This is a genomic window from Streptomyces sp. NPDC093546, from assembly GCF_044765045.1.
Lineage (GTDB): Bacteria > Actinomycetota > Actinomycetes > Streptomycetales > Streptomycetaceae > Streptomyces.
In genome coordinates this window covers 166160-183212 of record NZ_JBIWJG010000013.1, presented here as the reverse complement: position 1 = coordinate 183212, position 17053 = coordinate 166160, and the positions used below count along the sequence as shown (strand labels likewise).

Sequence of the window (17053 nt, the reverse complement as noted above, 5' to 3'; positions counted from 1 at the left end):
GCACCGCCATGACGACCACGACCACTCCCCCGCGTCCACGGCGCGACGCCTCGGCGCCCTCCGGGCAGCCGTCGGCGGGTGCGCTGCTCCTGCGCGGCCTGCGGGGCAACATGCGCCAGTACGGCATGCTGATCGCGCTGGCCTTCATCATCGTGCTGTTCCAGATATGGACCGACGGCACGCTGCTGCTGCCGAACAACGTCTCCAACCTGATCCAGCAGAACGGCTACATCCTCATCCTCGCCATGGGCATGATGATCGTCATCATCGCCGGGCACATCGACCTGTCCGTCGGCTCGCTGGTGGCCTTCGTCGGCGCCATGGCGGCGGTGATGATGGTCCGGCACGACATGCCGTGGGTGCTCGCGCTGGTGCTGTCGCTGCTGATCGGCGCGGTGGCGGGCGCGTGGCAGGGCTTCTTCATCGCCTACCTCGGCATCCCGTCGTTCATCGTGACCCTGGCCGGCATGCTGCTCTTCCGGGGCCTGACCCAGATCGTGCTGGAGGGCCAGTCGATCGCCCCGTTCCCGGAGGGCTTCCAGAACCTCGCCAAGGGCTTCATCCCGGAGATGGGCCCGTACACGCAGTACCACAACCCGACGCTGCTGCTGGGGCTGGGCGCGGTGGTCTTCCTGCTGCTGCGCGAGTGGCGGGGCCGCCGGCGGCAGCTCGCCTACGAGCTGGAAGTGGTGCCGTTCGGGCTGTGGGCGGCGAAGTGCACGGCGATCACGGCGGCGGTGGTGGCCTTCACGCTGACGCTGGCGAGCTTCCACGGTGTGCCGGTGGTGATGCTCATCATGTGCGCGCTGCTGATCGGGCTCGGTTACGTCATGCGCAACGCCGTCATCGGACGCCATGTGTACGCGCTCGGCGGCAACAAGGCGGCGGCCAAGCTGTCGGGCGTCAAGGACAAGCGCGTCACCTTCCTGGTCTTCGTCAACATGGGCGTACTGGCGGCGCTCGCGGGCTGCGTGTACGCGGCGCGGCTCAACGCCGGCACCCCGCAGGCGGGCCTCAACTTCGAACTGGAGGCCATCGCCGCCTCCTTCATCGGCGGCGCCTCGATGAGCGGCGGCGTCGGCACGGTGATGGGCGCCGTGATCGGCGGCCTGGTGCTCGGCGTGCTCAACAACGGCATGTCGCTGGTCGGCATCGGCACGGACTACCAGCAGGTCATCAAGGGCCTGGTGCTGCTGGCGGCGGTCGGCTTCGACGTCTGGAACAAGCGCAAGGCCGGTAAGTAACCCCTTCCCAGGAGCCTTAGATGGACACGAGCAGACGTACGGTGCTGGCGGCCGCGGCCGCCGCGGGACTCATGGCGGCGGCGGGGACCCCCTCGTACGCGTCGTCGGAAAGCAGGACACCCGTGAAGGAACTGTTCGGCACCCTCCCCGACGGGACGAAGGTGTACCGCTGGACCGTGGAGAACGGCGGCACGCGGCTGAAGGTGCTGTCGTACGGCGGCATCGTGCAGGCGCTGGAGGTACCCGACCGGCACGGCCGGTACGCCAATGTCTCCCTCGGTTTCGACAACCTCGGCGACTACCTCTCCGCGACCGCCTTCTTCGGCGCGCTGATCGGCCGGTACGGCAACCGCATCGCGGGCGGCCGCTTCACGCTCGACTCCACGGCGTACCAGCTGTCCGTCAACGACGGCCCCAACAGCCTGCACGGCGGGGCGCGGGGCTTCGACCGACGCGTGTGGGACGTCGAGCCGTTCACCGGGCCCGGTGGCGTGGGGCTGGTGCTGCGGTACGTGAGCGCGGACGGCGAGATGGGCTACCCGGGCACGCTGCGCACGACGGTCACGTACACCCTGACCGGGCGGGGCGACTGGCGGATCGACTACGCGGCGACCACCGACCGGGCGACCGTCGTGAACCTGACCAACCACACCTACTTCAACCTCGCGGGCGAGGGCAGCGGCTCGATCCTCGGGCACGAGCTGCGGCTGGCGGCCTCCCGCTACCTGCCGACCGACGCGACGCTCATCCCGACCGGCGAGCTCGCGCAGGTGGCGGGCACGCCGTTCGACTTCCGCCGCTCCAAGTCCGTCGGCGAGGACATCCGCACGGCGCACGAGCAGCTGGTGACGGCCAAGGGGTACGACCACAACTGGGTCCTCGACAAGGGCGTGACCGCGCGGCCCGAGCCGGTGGCGACGCTGCACGACCCGGGCTCGGGCCGCGCGATGCGGATCGCGACGACCGAGCCGGGCGTGCAGTTCTACTCGGGGAACTTCCTCGACGGCACCCTCACGGGCCCGTCCGGGCGCGTCTACCGGCAGAGCGACGGGCTGTGCCTGGAGACCCAGCACTTCCCCGACTCGCCGAACCGGCCGGAGTTCCCCTCGACGGTGCTGCGGCCGGGCGAGACGTACCGCTCGACGACGGTGCACAGCTTCTCGGCGCGCTGATCACGCCGATCACGCCGATCAGGCCCGTGCGGCGGCGTGCGTGACGCGGAGCTTCGACTGGCCGTGGGGCAGGGCCTCCCAGTCGTCCATGAAGCGGGCGACGAGACCGTGCTTCGCGGCCAGCCGCGTCAGCGTCTCCGTGCGGTAGTAGAAGTCCTCGCCGAGGACCTGGTGCTCGGTGGTCTCGGTGCGGTCGTAGGTGAAGTCGAAGAAGCCGCCGGGGGCGATGATCCGGCCCACGTGGGCGAGGCACTCGTCGATGACGTGCAGCGGCGAGTGCGAGAAGACGCTGTGGGCGTGGACCACCGTGAAGGCGCCGTCGGGGAGGAAGTCGAGGCGGAGGTCGTCGACCGGGGTGAGGTAGGGCAGCTTGTCCTGGAGGCCGTACTGGACGAGGGTCTTCTTGGCCTCGATGAGGATGTCGGGCGAGATGTCGACGCCGTAGTAGTGGCCCGGGTTCAGGTGCTGGATGAACCGCCACCCGGCGCGCAGGTTGCCGCAGCCGATCTCCAGCATCCGGTCGTCCGGGCGCAGCCCGTGGGACACCAGGTAGTCGAACTGCATCTGCCCGAGGGCCAGCCACCGCTCGCGCGACGCGACGCCGCCGACCGCCGCCTCCGGGCTCCGGGCGGTGTCGGACGCCATCACCGCCCGGTAGTAGGCGATGTGGTCGCCGCCGTGCCGCAGCCGCAGCAGGGTGTCCCGCCCGGCGCGGCGCAGGTACGGCACCACGCGCGCGGGGTTGCGCAGGGCGTAGCGCACCTTGTGCCCGAGGCGGGCCCGGTTCGCGGTCAGCCGGGCCGCGGGACCTGCCGGGCGGGCGGCCGCCGGTGCGGACGTGGGTGTCGGTGTCGGTGTCTGCTGCATGGCGGCCTCCGTGTCGTCCGTGCCATCCGTGCCTACCGTGGCTGTCACCCGCCCAGCATCCGCGCGTACGCCCGCCGCAGGCGGCCGGTCGCCGCCGGAAACCACCGTCTCACCCGTTCGTGAAGGTCCGTTGGGCCGAGTGCCGTCCCGGCGTGGTGGCGCGGCCGCGGCCGCCGGAGCGTGGAGGGGACAGGCCGGGGAGATGGTCCCCGCCTCCCCCGCACACCCCCGAGCGAGGCCGGGCCATGCAGGAATCAGTCGTCGTCGGCGTGCGCGGCCGTGTGCCGCATGTGGCGCTGGAGGAGAGCCGGGACCACCGGGCCGGGGCGGGCGGCTCCGCGCTGCCGTGGCTGGCGGGCGTGGCCGCCGCCTTCACGCTCGCGCACCTCGTCCTCGTCGCCCGCGGCCTCGGGCTCGGCTGGGACGAGACGGTGTACGTCAGCCAGGTCGGCGGGCAGGCCCCGGCGGCGTTCTTCAGCGCGCCGCGCGCCCGGGGCATCAGCCATCTCGTCGTGCCGGTCACCGCGCTGACCGGGTCGGTCGCGGCCCTGCGCCTGTACCTGGCGGTGCTGGCCGGGTGTGGGCTGTTCCTGGCGCTGTGGGTGTGGCGGCGGCTGCTGCCCGCGCCGGTCCTCGCCCTGGCGGGGGCGCTGTTCGCGAGCCTGTGGATCACGCTGTTCTACGCCGGGCAGGCGATGCCGAACCTGTGGGTGGCGTACGGGGCGCTGGCCGCGACGGGCTGCTTCCTGCGGGCGGCGCGCGACCCGGGCGACCGGTGGGCCGTGGGCGGCATGGTCACCGGGGTGGCGTTCGCCGGGGTGATGCGCCCGGCCGACGCGGTGTGGCTGGTGCTCGCGCTGGCGGCGGCGGCCGTGGTGACGCGGGCGTGGCGGTGGCCTCTGCTGCTGGTGGCGCTCTCGGTGGGCCTCGCGCTCGGCTGGGCCGAATGGGTCATGGAGGCGTACGCCCGGTACGGCGGGCTGATGGCCCGGCTGGAGCGGGCGAGCGAGATCCAGGGCGGCCTCGGCTGGTACCTCACCGTCGACGACCACGCGCGGGCGCTGGGCGGGCGGACGCTGTGCCGCCCGTGCGACGTGCCCTGGCGCCACCCGGCCGCCGCCCTGTGGTTCTTCGCGCTGCCGCTGCTGGTGGCGGGCGGTGTCGCGGCGGCGGCCCGGGCCCGGCTCCACCGCACCGAGCTGGCGGTGGCGGGCGCGGTGGGCGTGGCGCTGGCCCTGCCGTACCTGTTCACGGTCGGGTACGCGGCGCCGCGCTTCCTGCTGCCCGCGTACGCGCTGCTGTCGCTGCCCGTGGCCCGCTGCCTGCTCTGGCTGTGCCGCCCCAGGCCCCGGCGGGGGCGCCGCCGCGCCGTGGCCGCGCTCCTCGCGGTGGCCGTCCTCGCCCACCTGGCCGTCCAGTACCGCGTCCTCGAGGGCGTCACGGACCGGGTGCGCCGTGACACCCGGGACCTGACACGGATCGCCGCCGCGCTCCACGCCCAGGGTGTCCGCCCGCCGTGCGTGGTCAGCGGTGAGGACGCGATCCGCGTCGCCTACCGCACCGGCTGCGCCTCCCGCCAGCCCGGCGGCCACGACGGCAGCATCACCCCCGCGGGCCTCACCGCCCTGTCCCGCCACCACCCGGTCGCGGTCCTGGTCTCCGGCCCGGCCCGGCCCCCGGCATACGCCCGTGACTGGCGCGAGCACCGGCTCCCGGACCTGGGGCGGCTGACGCGCTACCGGGCTTATGTGGCGGGCCCGGCCGGGGTGAAGTCGACGGAGAAGAGCCGCACCGAGCCGGTGAGTTCGGTGCGGACGTCCTGAACGCCGCGTGCCGAGACGGGTGTCGTGAGCGTGGTGTAGTCGTAGGGGCCGCCGCTCGTGGTGACGTCGACGGTGGTGCGGAAGGCGCCGATGGCGAGGGTGACCGTGCCGGTGCCGGCGACCTCCAGGTCGGCGGAGGCGGCGCCGTCGGGGCCGAAGTCGCAGGCTCGGTGGAGCAGATGGCCCGGGTGGGCGGGGTCGGCGGGGGTGACGCAGTCGCCGCGCTCCTTCGTGCGGTCGGCGAGCACGGTGGCGTGCTGGTCGTCGTAGTCGGCGGCGGCGAGGGGGCGGGTCAGGACGGGGCGCGGGGCGGGGGCGGGGCCGTCGAGGGTGAGCGTGGTGGTGAGGCGGATGTCGGTGCTGGAGGCGCCGGCGAGGAGCTCGTACGGGCCCGGTTCGACGGTCCAGCGGCCGTGGGCGACGTCCCAGAAGGCGAGGGCCGTCAGGGGCAGGTCGAACTCCAGGCGCCGTGCCGCGCCGGGGGCGAGGTGGACGCGGCGGTGGGCGGCGAGTTCGCGCAGCGGCCGGGGCACGGAGGGGGCGGCGGCCCGGACGTACAGCTGGGCGACCTCGTCGGCAGGCATGGCGCCCGTGTGGGTGACGGTGAACGCGACGCGGATCGTGTCGCCGTCGCGGACGGCGGTCAGGCCGTCGTAGGCGAACGAGGCGTACGACAGGCCGTGGCCGAAGGGGAAGAGGGGGCGGCCGTCGAAGTACAGGTAGGTCTGGCGGCTGCCGATGATGTCGTAGTCCAGCAGGTCCGGCAGGTCGGCGTCGGCGGCGTACCAGGTCTGCGGGAGCCGCCCGGCCGGTGAGACGTCACCGGCGAGGACGCGCGCGAGGGCCGTCCCGGCCGCCTGGCCGCCGTGGGCCGTCCACAGCATCGCGGGCAGCCGCGCGGCGGCGTCCCCGACGGCGTACGGGTAGGACGAGGCGAGGACGAGGACGGTTCGGGGGTTGGCGGCGTGCGCCGCGCGCCAGAGGCGGTCCTGGGCCTCGGGGAGGGCGAGGGTGGTGCGGTCCTCGGTCTCGCGGCCGTTGATGTGGGGGTCGTTGCCCGCGACGACGATCACGACGTCCGCGTCGGCGGCGGCGCGCGCCACCGCGTCCGTGCCGCGCTCCACGGTCTCGACCGTGAACACCTCGCCGCACGCCTCACCCTCGCCGGGTCCGGCGGCAACCTTCACGCCGTCGGCGGCGACGGAGACGTGCCCGCCCGTTCCCAGATGCCTCAGGAGGTGTCCGCCGCCGTGCGGTTCGAGCCGGAACGTCTCCTGGACGACCCAGCCGCCGGGCTCCTCGGCCGACGCCCGTACGAAGCCGTCGTCGGCGACGGAGAGATGGCGGCCGTCCGGGGCGCGCAGGGTGAGGACGCCGCCGCCCCAGTCGGTCAGTGCCAGCACCGTGCCGTCGCCGTGCGGCGCGGCGGTGAGCGGCGGCAGGTCCGTGCGCCCGGAGAGCAGCGCCGGGTCGAGCGCGCCCTCGGCGGCGCCGGGCGCCGCCTCGTCCACCGGGGCCTCGGGCACCCGCAGCGCCCCGGCGGCGCAGCGCAGCCGGACCAGGTCGGCGCCCTCGGCGTGGGTGACGCGGTCGGCGCCGAAGCGCTCGCGCAGGCCGTCCAGGGGTGTGGAGCGGCGGATGAGGGTGCCGCTGTACCAGTCGAGCTTGCACGCGTCGGCGAGCGGGCCGACCACGGCGACGCGCTGCCCGGCGGCCGGATCCAGCGGCAGGAGGCCGTCGTTGGCGAGCAGGACCACGGCCTGCTCGGCCGCCTCCTGGGCGAGGGCCCGGTGCTCGGGGGTGTCGAGGGCGGTGTCGGGCGTGAGGTGTGCGTACGGGTCGAGCTCCGGGTCGAACTCGCCGAGCCGGAAGCGGACATGGAGCCGGCGGCGTACGGCGGTGTCGATGTCGGTCTCGTCGAGCAGGCCCGCCTCCAGCGCGCGGCGCAGGCGGGCGACGGTGAGGGAGCTGTCGGTGCCGTGGTCGGTGAAGCTGTCCACTCCGGCGCGCAGGGAGGCGGCGAGCGCCTCCTCGTGGGTGGCGAAGTAGTGCTCGGAGTCGACGAGGTTGCTGGGCGCGCCCGCGTCGGAGCAGACCAGGAGCTCCTGGTCGGTCCAGGTGCGCAGGTGCTCGGCGAGGTACGGCGAGACGTGGTTGGGGCGGCCGTTGACCAGGTTGTAGGCGGGCATGACCCCGGCCACGGCGCCCACCTCGACGGCGGGGCGGAAGGCGCGCAGGTCGTACTCGCGCAGGACCCGGGGGCGTACGGAGGAGGAGCTGGTGTCGCGGTCCGTCTCGTTGTTGTGGGCGAGCCAGTGCTTGAGGACGGGCGCGGTGCGCCAGTACGTGGGGTGGTCGCCGCGCAGGCCGCGGGTGTAGGCGGTGGCGAGGGCGGAGGTGAGGGCGGGGTCCTCGGCGTAGCCCTCCTCGCCGCGGCCCCACAGGGGGTGGCGCAGCAGGTTGACGGTGGGCGCCCAGACGTTGAGGCCGACGCGGTCGTCGCGGGCGCGCATAGCGCGGGCCTCCGTGGAGACGGCCTCGCCGACGCGGCGGACGAGGTCGTCGTTCCAGGTGGCACCGAGGCCGACGGCCTGCGGGAAGACGGTCGCGGGGCCCATCCAGGCGACGCCGTGCAGGGCTTCCTGGCCGGTGCGGGAGGCGGCGACGGAGAGGCGGTCGACGGCGGGCGCGAACTGGTGGAGCATCGCGATCCGCTCGTCGGGCGTGAGGCGTCCGAGCAGGTCGTCGACGCGCTCGTCGAACGGCAGCCGCGGGTCGCGGAAGGGCGGGGACGGGGGCGGGGGCGGCTGCGGTGCGGCGGCTCGCTCGGCGGTGGGATCGGCGGTCGGCTCGGCGGTCACGTGGCGTTCCCCTTGTCCGGGTGGTCCAGGCCTTCTTCGAAGCGCTTCGATGCTGATCCCGGCCGCGTACGGGTGTCAAGAGCCCCAGCGGCTACGGGAATTCGCAAGGCCTCATTCCTGGAACCGGCTCTTGTGCGGGCTCAGGCGTTCACCTAACCTCGCACCCACATCGAAGCGCTTCGACTCCCCCGCTCACGCGCCATGAAGGGTTGACGCAATGACGCCGAACTCCCCCTCCGCCCCGAGCCGGAGAACCTTCCTGGCCTCGACGGCGGTCGCCGCGGTCGCGGTGGCCGGCGGGGCGCCCCTGCTCACCGCCTGCGGCGGCGGGCAGAACCGGAAGAAGGACGGCGCCACCTCCGGCAAGGACGCGGCGAAGCTCCTTCCGGCCTTCGCCGCCAGGACGGTCGCCGCCCCGGACATCCCGTCGAAGAACGGCTCCGCGGCCGGTTTCACCACCGCCGTCGCCACGGGCGCGCTCAAGGCCTCGGTGGCGGCGAAGGCGGGCAAGGGCGGCACCATACGGATCATGGCGCCGCTGTGGGGCTCGCCGCCGAAGAGCGGCAACCCGTACTACCGGGCGATGGACGAGGCCATCGGCGTCCGCACGGTGTGGCAGAACCAGGACGGCAACACGTACGACGAGAAGCTCGGCGCCGTGCTGGCCTCCAGCGACATCCCGGACGTGGTGGTCGTGCCCGCCTGGAACCTCACCGGGAAGATCCCGAGCGCGGTCAACGCCAAGTTCGCCGACCTCGGCCCGTACCTCTCCGGCGACAGGGTGAGGGCGTACCCGAACCTGGCCGCCGTGCCCACGGACGCCTGGCAGCGGTCGATCTTCGGCGGCGCGCTGCGCGGCATCCCGATGCCCGCCTCGTCCGTCGTCAACATCGCGCCCTTCTACCGGCAGGACGTCTTCGAGAAGCGGGGCTACCGGCCGCCGAGGAGCGCCGCAGAGTTCCTGGCCTGGGCGAAGGAGGCCACCAGCGCCAGGGCGAAGGTGTGGGCGTGCGACGACCTGAAGTGGACGGCCTTCCACATGTTCGGCGTCCTCCCCGGCAGCGACAAGGCGCTGTGGTGGGACCGGCAGGGCGACGCGCTGGTGAACCGCGTGGAGACCGAGGAGTACCTGGAGGCCCTGGAGTGGACGCGCTCGCTGTACGCGGCGGGCGTGGTGCACCCGGACGCGAAGGCGGCGCAGGGCGACGGGGGCAACCGGTTCACCTCCGGCCAGGTGCTCGTCTACAACCAGGACCTCTCCCACTGGTACACCAAGAGCGCCGAACAGGCCGCCCAGAACCCCGACTTCCGGATGGGCGCCTTCGACATCGTCGGGCACGACGGCTCGCCGCCCACGCTCTACGCGACCCAGCCGGCCAACATCTGGGCCTTCGTCAGCGCCAAGGCGCCGGAGGCCGTGGTCAAGGACGTGCTCGCGGTGGCGGACTTCTGCGCGGCGCCGTACGGCACGAAGGAGCGCATGCTCACGGACTACGGCGTCGAGGGCGTGCACTACACCGTGCGTAAGGGTGTCCCGGTGAAGACCGACACCGGCCACCTCCAGGTCACGGGGGCCTTCGACTACCTCGGCGACCCCGCCCCCTACATCGCGCACCCGGACCGCGCCGACATCACCCGGCTCCAGGTGGAGTGGCAGCAGCGGATGGGGGCCTTCACCAAGAAGACCGCCTTCTACGGACTGACCGTCACGGAACCGAACCGCTGGGCCAACCTGGCCGACGACTTCGAGCAGCTGGAGGACGACGTCGTACGCGGCCGCAAGAAGATCGGCGACGTACAGCAGGCGGTGGCGGAGTGGAAGCGCGCGGGCGGCGACGAGCTGCGCGACTGGTACCGCAAGCTGCTCGACGAGAGCGGCCCGGCGGCGTGAAGAGGACCGCCGACGGCCGGACGCGTGCCACCGGGAGGACGGGCCTGAGGCTGCGGCTGCGGCGGGACCGGACGCTGATCCTGATGACGCTGCCGGCGCTGCTGCTGGTCCTGGTCTTCCACTACATACCGGTGCTCGGCAATGTGGTGGCGTTCCAGGACTACGACCCGTACCTCAGCGACAACGGCTTCGTCGCCATCCTCCAGAGCCCGTGGACCGGCCTCGACCAGTTCGAGCGGATCTTCTCCGACTCGGCGTTCTGGCGGTCGGTCGAGAACACGCTGGTGCTGTTCCTCCTCCAGCTGGTGCTGTTCTTCCCGGTGCCGATCGTGCTGGCGCTGCTCATCAACAGCATCGTCCGGCCGCGCGTGCGCGCCGTCGCCCAGGCGATCCTGTACCTGCCGCACTTCTTCTCCTGGGTGCTGGTCATCACCGTCTTCCAGCAGATCTTCGGCGGCGCCGGCATCATCGCGCAGACGCTGCGGCTCCACGGCATCGAGGGCTTCGACCTGATGACCGACCCGGGCGTCTTCAAGTTCCTGGTGACGGCCGAGGGCGTCTGGAAGGACGCCGGCTGGGGCATCATCGTCTTCCTCGCCGCGCTCTCCTCCGTCGGCAACGACCTGTACGAGGCGGCGGCGATGGACGGCGCGGGCCGCTGGCGCCGCATGTGGCACATCACGCTCCCGGCGCTGCGCCCGGTGATCGCGCTGCTGCTGGTGCTGCGGGTGGGGGACGCACTCACGGTCGGCTTCGAGCAGCTGCTGCTGCAACGGGACGCGGTGGGCCCGGACGCCGCCGAGGTGCTGGACACGTATGTGTGGTGGAACGGCATCCGCAACCAGGACTTCGGTTACGCGGCGGCCGCCGGGCTCGTCAAGGGCGTGGTCGGGGTGGGGCTGGTCCTCACGGCGAACAAGGTGGCCCATCTCATGGGCGAGCAGGGGGTGTACCGGAAGTGAGCTCCGACTCGGCCGCGCGGGGCCGGTGGTGGGCGGCGCCGCCCCGTCCCGTGTGGGAGGAGAAACCCACCGGCGCGGGTGTGGCGGCCAAGGGCATCGTCCTGGCGGGGGCGTGCCTGGCAGTCCTCTTCCCGCTGTGGATCGTCATCGTCACGAGCCTGTCCACGCCCGAGACCATCAGCAGGGCGGGCGGTCTGGTGGTGGTCCCGAGGGACCTCACCTTCGTCGCGTACGAGGAGCTGCTCGGCGGCGGCCAGGTGCAGCGGGCGGCGCTGGTGAGCCTCGGGGTCACGGCGGTGGGGACCCTGTTCAGCATGACGGTGTCGGTGCTGTGCGCGTACGGCCTGTCGCGCCCCGGGTCGCTGGGGCACCGCTGGGTGCTGATGACGCTGCTCGCCACGATGTTCTTCGGCGCGGGCCTCATCCCGACCTATCTGCTGGTGCAGGCGCTCGGACTGACCGACACCTACCTGGCGCTGATCCTGCCGAGCGCGGTGAGCGTGTTCAACATCCTGGTCCTGCGGGCGTTCTTCATGAACATCTCGCCGGAGCTCATCGACAGCGCCCGGATCGACGGCGCCGGGGAGGTCCGGATCCTGTGGCGGATCGTCATGCCGCTGTCCCGCGCCGTGCTGGCGGTGATCGCGCTGTTCTACGCGGTCGGCTACTGGAGCGCCTGGTTCAACGCCTCGATCTACCTGACCGACCAGGACATGATGCCGCTGCAGAACGTCATGATCCAGATCGTGCAGAAGCAGGAGCCGCCCACCGGGCTCGGGCAGCTGATCAAGACCAACCAGCTCTCCCCGCTCTCCGTGCAGATGGCGGTCATGGTGCTGGCGCTGGTGCCGGTCGCGATCGCCTCGCCGTTCGTCCAGAAGCACTTCAAGAAGGGGATGCTCACCGGCGCCGTCAAGGGCTGAGCCGTGTGTCCGATCCCGCAGGGACCGTAGGGAGACGATGTCCGATGCCCCGCCTCGACGACGCCACCCGTGGCCGGCTGCTCTTCGGCGGCGACTACAACCCCGAGCAGTGGCCCGAGGAGACCTGGGCCGAGGACGTACGGCTGATGAAGGCCGCCGGGGTGAACTCCGTGACGGTCGGCGTCTTCTCCTGGGCTCGGCTCGAACCCCGTCCCGGCGCCCGCGACTTCGGCTGGCTGGACCGGGTGATGGACCTGATGCACGCGCACTCCATCGGGGTGGTGCTCGCCACGCCGACCGCGTCGCCGCCGCCCTGGATGGGGGCGCGCCACCCGGAGACGCTGCCGCGCGACGAGGACGGCCGCACGGTGTGGTGGGGCTCGCGCCAGCACTTCTGCCCCAGCTCGCCCGTCTACCGCCGGTACGCCGCCGCGATCACCGAGGACCTCGCGCAGCGGTACGGAGCGCACCCCGCGCTCACGATGTGGCACATCAACAACGAGTACTGCACGCACTGCTGGTGCGACGGGACGGCCCGCCACTTCCGCCGCTGGCTGCGCGCCCGCCACCCCGCGCTCGACGCGCTCAACGAGGCCTGGGGCACCGCCTTCTGGAGCCAGCGCTACGACTCCTGGGAGGAGGTCGTCCCGCCGCGCCGGGCCCAGTACCTGCGCAACCCCGCCCAGGAGCTGGACTTCCGGCGGTTCACCTCCGACGCGCTGCTGGAGTGCTTCACCGCCGAGCGGGACATCGTGGCCCGGCACACCCCGCACATCCCGGTGACCACCAACTTCATGCCGTTCTGGTCCGGGCTGGACGGCTGGACGTGGGCCGGGCGCGAGGACGTGGTGTCGGTGGACGTCTACCCCGACCCGAGGGATCCGTACGGCGGCCAGTACAACGCCATGGTCGGCGACCTGACCCGCTCGCAGGCGGGCGGCGGCCCGTGGATGGTGATGGAGCAGGCGGCCGGGCCGGTCAACTGGCGGGGCGTCAACCATCCCAAGCCGCCCGGCCTGAACCGGCTGCTGTCGCTCCAGTCCGTCGCCCACGGCGCCGACGCGGTCTGCTACTTCCAGTGGCGCCAGTCCCGCCAGGGCGCCGAGAAGTTCCACTCCGGGATGGTGTCCCACGCCGGTGAGCGGGGCCGCACCTTCGGGGAGGTGCGGCGGATCGGCGCCGACCTGGCGCGGCTCGGCGAGGTCGTGGGCACCCGCGCCGAGCCCGGCGTCGCGGTCCTGCACGACTGGAACTCCTGGTGGGCGGATCAGCAGGGCGGCCGCCTCTCCTCGGAGGTCGACTACGCCGAGGTGGTCCGCGCCTGGCACCGCGCCCTGTGGGAGGCGCACCTGCCGGTCTCCTTCGCCCACCCCGAGCACGACCTGACCGGCTTCCCCATGGTCGTCGTACCGCATCTGTACCTGCTCGGCGACGCGGCGGTCGACAACCTGGTGGCGTACGCGCGCGGCGGCGGCACCCTCGTCTCCGGCTTCCTCACCGGGGTCGCGGACGCGGACGACCGCGTCCGGGAAGGGGGCATGGACGCGCGGCTGCGGACGCTCTTCGGCATCGGCACGGTGCACGAGTGGTGGCCGCTGGAGCGGGGCGGGACCGTCACGTGCGACGGCTCCGACGGCACGCCGTGGGAGGGCACGCTCTGGTCGGAGGAGCTGGAGCCGGAGCCGGACGCGGCGGCCGAGGTGGTGGCGGCGTACCGGGGCGGTGAGCTCGACGGCCTCCCGGCGGTGCTGCGCCGCGCCACCGCCTGGTACGTCTCCACGCTGCCCGCTCCCCCGGCGCTGCGTGACCTCCTCGCGGCCGTGGCCGCCGGGGCGGGCGTACGGCCGGTGCTGGAGGGGCTGCCGGCGGGCGTGGAGGCCGTACGACGCGGAGGGCTGCTCTTCGTGCTGAACCACGGGCGCGCGCCGGTGACCGTGGCTGTACCGGGGACGTACCGCGAGGTGCTGACGGGCGCGGTGGTGAGCGGTGCGCTCGAGCTGGAGCGGTACGGCGTGGCGGTGCTGCGGGAGGCGGGAGCGTGACGGGCGGTGGGCGCGTCGACGGCGGGCGCGCGACCGGCACCGGGCCGGTGCACGGTACGTGGGAGCCCGCGCCCGCGCACCGCTGGGAGGACGCCTTCCTGAGCGGCAACGGCCGCCATGGCGCGCTGGTGTTCGGCGACCCCGACGACGAGCGGGTCGTCGTCACGCACCACACCCTCGTGCGGCCGGTGCCCCTCGCCGACACGCAGCCGCCGCGGCTGGCGGCCCGGCTTCCGGGCCTCCAGGACCGGTTGCTTGGCGGCGAGCTGGACGCGGCGGAGCGGTTCACCGACGGGCGCGGTTTGCGCTGGGTGGGGTCCTTCCATCCAGGGTTTCAGGTACGGGTCCGGCGCGAGGGCCAGGCCGCGGGGCCCCGCGGCTTCCGGCGGGAGGTGGACTTCGCCACCGGCGTGGCCGCCGCCGTCCGCGCGGGCCGGGCGAGCCGGGTCTTCGTGTCGCGCGCCGACGACGTGATCGTGCAGTACGTGACCGGGGCGCCGCTCACCGCCGCCGTCTCCCTCGACCCCCGGCTCCCCGGCGCTCCGGAGGGCCTCGCCCTCGGGCGGGGCGCCGCGCTGCACCGGCGCGGCGCGCTGCTGACGCTGCGGGCCCGCCATCCGGACCCGGTCCCGGGCGGCGAGGTGGGCTTCACGGGCGTGACCCTGGTGCTCGCGGCGGGCGGCCGCACCGCGATCGGCCGGATCGGCCTGCGGGTGTCGGACGCCGAGGCGCTGCTGCTGCTCACGCGGGTCCGCCGCCACCTCGGCGAGGCCCCGGTCGAGGACGAGGCGGCGTCGCTGCGCGGGCTCGTCCCCGAGGGCGCCTCGCCCGCCGAGGCGTACGCGCGGCTGCTGGAGCGCCACGAGGCCCTCCACCGGGGCGCGTACGAGCGGGTCACGCTCGACCTCGGCGGCGACGCGTCCGAGCGCGCCCTGCCCGGCAGCGAGCTCCTGGCCAGGGCCGGCAGCCCCGCACTTGTGGAGCGACTGTTCGCGGCGGGCCGCTACCACCTGCTGTCGGCGAGCGGGATGCTGCCGCCGCGCCTGACGGGTCTGTGGACCGGTGACTGGAACACCGCGTGGGCGGGGGCGTTCACGACGGACGCCAACCTGGGCCTGCAGACGGCGTCCGCCGCTGCCGCCGCCCTGCCGGAGGTGAGCGAGGCGCTCGCGGCGCTGGTGTACGGGCAGTGGGCGGACTGGCGGGACAACGCCCGCGCGATCTTCGGGGCGCGGGGTGTGGTCGCCCCGGCCCATACGGACGGCGTGTCGGGCCACACGTACCACTTCCAGCGGTCCTACCCGCTGCATCTGTGGACGGCGGGCGCCGACTGGCTGCTGCACGCGCTGGTCGAGCACGCCGAGACGACCGGCGCCGCCGACCCGCGGCTCGCCCCGGCGCTGGCCGAGGTCGCGTTGTTCTACGAGGACTTCCTCACCCGCACCGGGCCGGACGGGCGGATCGTGATCGTGCCGTCGTACTCGCCCGAGAACCGTCCCGTGGGCGGCAGTTGGGGCGCGATCGACGCGACGATGGACATCGCGGCGGCCCGCCACGCCCTGACCACGGCCGCGGCGCACTCCCCCGTCGACGCCGGACGGCTGCGCGCGCTCGCGGACCGGCTGCCCGCCTACCGGGTCAACGCGGACGGCGCCCTGGCCGAATGGGCCTGGCCGGGGCTGGAGGACCGCTACGACCACCGCCATCTGAGCCATCTGTACCCGGTGTGGCCGCTCGGCGAGATCAACCCGTACGACACACCGGAGCTCGCGCGCGCCGCGCACCGCGCGCTGGAGCTGCGCGGCGCGGAGAACGACTCCGCCCACGGGCACCTCCACCACGGGCTGGTCGCCGCGCGGCTGCGGGACGGCGAGCGGGCGGCGGGCGCGCTCGGCAGGGTGCTGTGCGGCGACTTCTTCCACACCTCGCTGATGAGCGCGCACTACCCGGGTCGGGACGTGTACAACGCCGACGCCGCGCACACCCTGCCCGCCCTGCTGATCGAGATGCTCGTCCAGTCCACGCCCGGCCGGCTGGTGCTGCTGCCCGCGCTGCCGGCGGCGTACCCGCGGGGCGCGCTGCGCGGCGTGCGCACCCGCTTCGGCGCCGAGGTGGACCTCGACTGGGGCGGCGGCGCGGCCGGCGCCACGGTACGGCCGTCCCGCACGGTCCGGGTCGAGCTGCGGACACCCGACGGCCGCCCGCGGATGCTGGAGCTGATGGCCGGTGAGGAGCGCGCCCTCACGTTCAGCGTGCGCTAGACCGGCCGGTACTCGCGCGGACGGTCAGCTCCGGGGCGAGCAGGACGACTTCGTCGGTGCCGCGGCCCTCCAGTTTGGCGACGACCTGCTCGACGGCGTACCGGCCCATCTTCTGCGCCGGTACGGCGACGGAGGTGAGGGGTACGGAGGCGTGCGCGGCGACCTGGTCGGGGCAGATCGCCATCACGGAGACGTCCTCGGGCACGGCGCGGCCCTGCTGGCGGAGCAGGGCGAGGAGCGGGTCGGTGGCGGCCTCGTTCTGGACGACGAAGGCGGTGGTGGCGGGCCGTTCGTCGTGGATGCGGGCGAGGGTGGCGGCGACGGCGGCGTAACTGCCCTCACAGGGGCGGTGCAGGAGGCGCAGGCCGAGCTCGTCGCTGCGGCGGCGCAGCCCGGCGAGGGTGCGCTCGGCGAAGCCGGTGTGGCGTTCGTAGACGGCGGGGGCCTCGCCGATGACGGCGATCTCGCGGTGGCCGAGGGAGGCGAGGTGGTCGGCGCACAGGGCGCCCGCGGCTTCGAAGTCGAGGTCGACGCAGCTCAGTCCGGCGGTGTCGGCGGGCAGGCCGATGAGGACGCCGGGGCGTGCGGCCTCGCGCAGCAGCGGCAGCCGGTCGTCGTCCAACTCCACGTCCATGAGGATCATCGCGTCGGCGAGGGCGCTGCCCTCGATGCGGCGGACGGCGGCGGGGCCCTCCTCGCCGGTGAGCAGCAGGACGTCGTAGCCGTGGGCGCGGGCGGTGGTGGCGACGGCGATGGCGATCTCCATCATCACCGGGACGTACATGTCGGTCCGGAGCGGGATCATCAGCGCGATGATGTTGGACCGGCTGCTGGCCAGCGCGCGGGCGCCGGCGTTGGGGTGGTAGCCGAGCTGGGCGATGCTGCGCTCGACGCGGGCGCGGGTGGAGGCGGAGATGGACCGCTTGCCGCTGAGGACGTAGCTCACGGTGGAGGCGGAGACTCCGGCGTGCTGAGCGACGTCGGCGAGGGTGACCATGCGGCTCTCC

11 protein-coding genes are annotated in these 17053 nt (G+C 73.6%); 8 read left to right on the top strand and 3 right to left on the bottom strand.

Annotated elements, in window-relative coordinates; genetic code table 11:
* Window positions 1-8 precede the first annotated feature (8 nt).
* Window positions 9-1244, top strand: coding sequence for a multiple monosaccharide ABC transporter permease (mmsB, locus tag ACIRNI_RS25920; protein ID WP_355364549.1), 1236 nt, complete (start codon window positions 9-11; stop codon window positions 1242-1244).
* Window positions 1245-1264: 20 nt separating this feature from the next.
* A complete protein-coding gene (locus tag ACIRNI_RS25915; RefSeq protein ID WP_403554775.1) occupies window positions 1265-2416 on the top strand; it encodes an aldose epimerase family protein in 1152 nt (383 codons plus the stop codon).
* Between the two features lie 18 nt (window positions 2417-2434).
* Here the strand turns inward: ACIRNI_RS25915 and ACIRNI_RS25910 are convergent, their stop codons facing one another.
* Window positions 2435-3331: a class I SAM-dependent methyltransferase gene (locus tag ACIRNI_RS25910; protein ID WP_403554773.1), complete on the bottom strand. Its 897-nt coding sequence runs from the start codon at window positions 3329-3331 to the stop codon at window positions 2435-2437.
* A 197-nt stretch (window positions 3332-3528) separates the two neighbouring features.
* On the opposite strand from ACIRNI_RS25910, the gene ACIRNI_RS25905 reads away from it, so the two are divergent.
* The gene (locus tag ACIRNI_RS25905) at window positions 3529-5106 is read left to right on the top strand and encodes a hypothetical protein (RefSeq protein ID WP_403554771.1); all 1578 of its coding nucleotides are present in this window, start codon (window positions 3529-3531) and stop codon (window positions 5104-5106) included.
* Here ACIRNI_RS25905 and ACIRNI_RS25900 read toward each other — a convergent pair.
* Window positions 5028-7874, bottom strand: a complete 2847-nt coding sequence (locus ACIRNI_RS25900; RefSeq protein ID WP_403554824.1) for a glycoside hydrolase family 3 C-terminal domain-containing protein — start codon at window positions 7872-7874, stop codon at window positions 5028-5030. The two genes, ACIRNI_RS25905 and ACIRNI_RS25900, sit on opposite strands and share 79 nt — an antisense overlap.
* Window positions 7875-8184: 310 nt before the next feature.
* On the opposite strand from ACIRNI_RS25900, the gene ACIRNI_RS25895 reads away from it, so the two are divergent.
* The 5 genes from ACIRNI_RS25895 to ACIRNI_RS25875 are packed head-to-tail and all read left to right on the top strand — an operon-like array spanning window position 8185 to window position 16046.
* A complete protein-coding gene (locus ACIRNI_RS25895; RefSeq protein ID WP_403554769.1) occupies window positions 8185-9858 on the top strand; it encodes a Tat pathway signal sequence domain protein in 1674 nt (557 codons plus the stop codon).
* Window positions 9816-10820, top strand: a complete 1005-nt coding sequence (locus ACIRNI_RS25890; protein WP_403554822.1) for an ABC transporter permease — start codon at window positions 9816-9818, stop codon at window positions 10818-10820. The genes ACIRNI_RS25895 and ACIRNI_RS25890 overlap by 43 nt, the downstream gene beginning before the upstream one ends.
* Window positions 10817-11743, top strand: a complete 927-nt coding sequence (locus ACIRNI_RS25885) for a carbohydrate ABC transporter permease (RefSeq protein ID WP_403554767.1) — start codon at window positions 10817-10819, stop codon at window positions 11741-11743. Before ACIRNI_RS25890 ends, ACIRNI_RS25885 begins: the two co-directional genes overlap by 4 nt.
* Before the next feature lie 44 nt (window positions 11744-11787).
* Complete coding sequence (locus ACIRNI_RS25880) at window positions 11788-13785, top strand: beta-galactosidase (protein ID WP_403554765.1); 1998 nt, start codon at window positions 11788-11790, stop codon at window positions 13783-13785.
* Window positions 13782-16046, top strand: a complete 2265-nt coding sequence (locus ACIRNI_RS25875) for a glycosyl hydrolase family 95 catalytic domain-containing protein (protein WP_403554763.1) — start codon at window positions 13782-13784, stop codon at window positions 16044-16046. Before ACIRNI_RS25880 ends, ACIRNI_RS25875 begins: the two co-directional genes overlap by 4 nt.
* Here the strand turns inward: ACIRNI_RS25875 and ACIRNI_RS25870 are convergent.
* Window positions 16033-17043, bottom strand: coding sequence for a LacI family DNA-binding transcriptional regulator (locus ACIRNI_RS25870; protein WP_403554761.1), 1011 nt, complete (start codon window positions 17041-17043; stop codon window positions 16033-16035). The two genes, ACIRNI_RS25875 and ACIRNI_RS25870, sit on opposite strands and share 14 nt — an antisense overlap.
* Window positions 17044-17053: the final 10 nt, after the last annotated feature.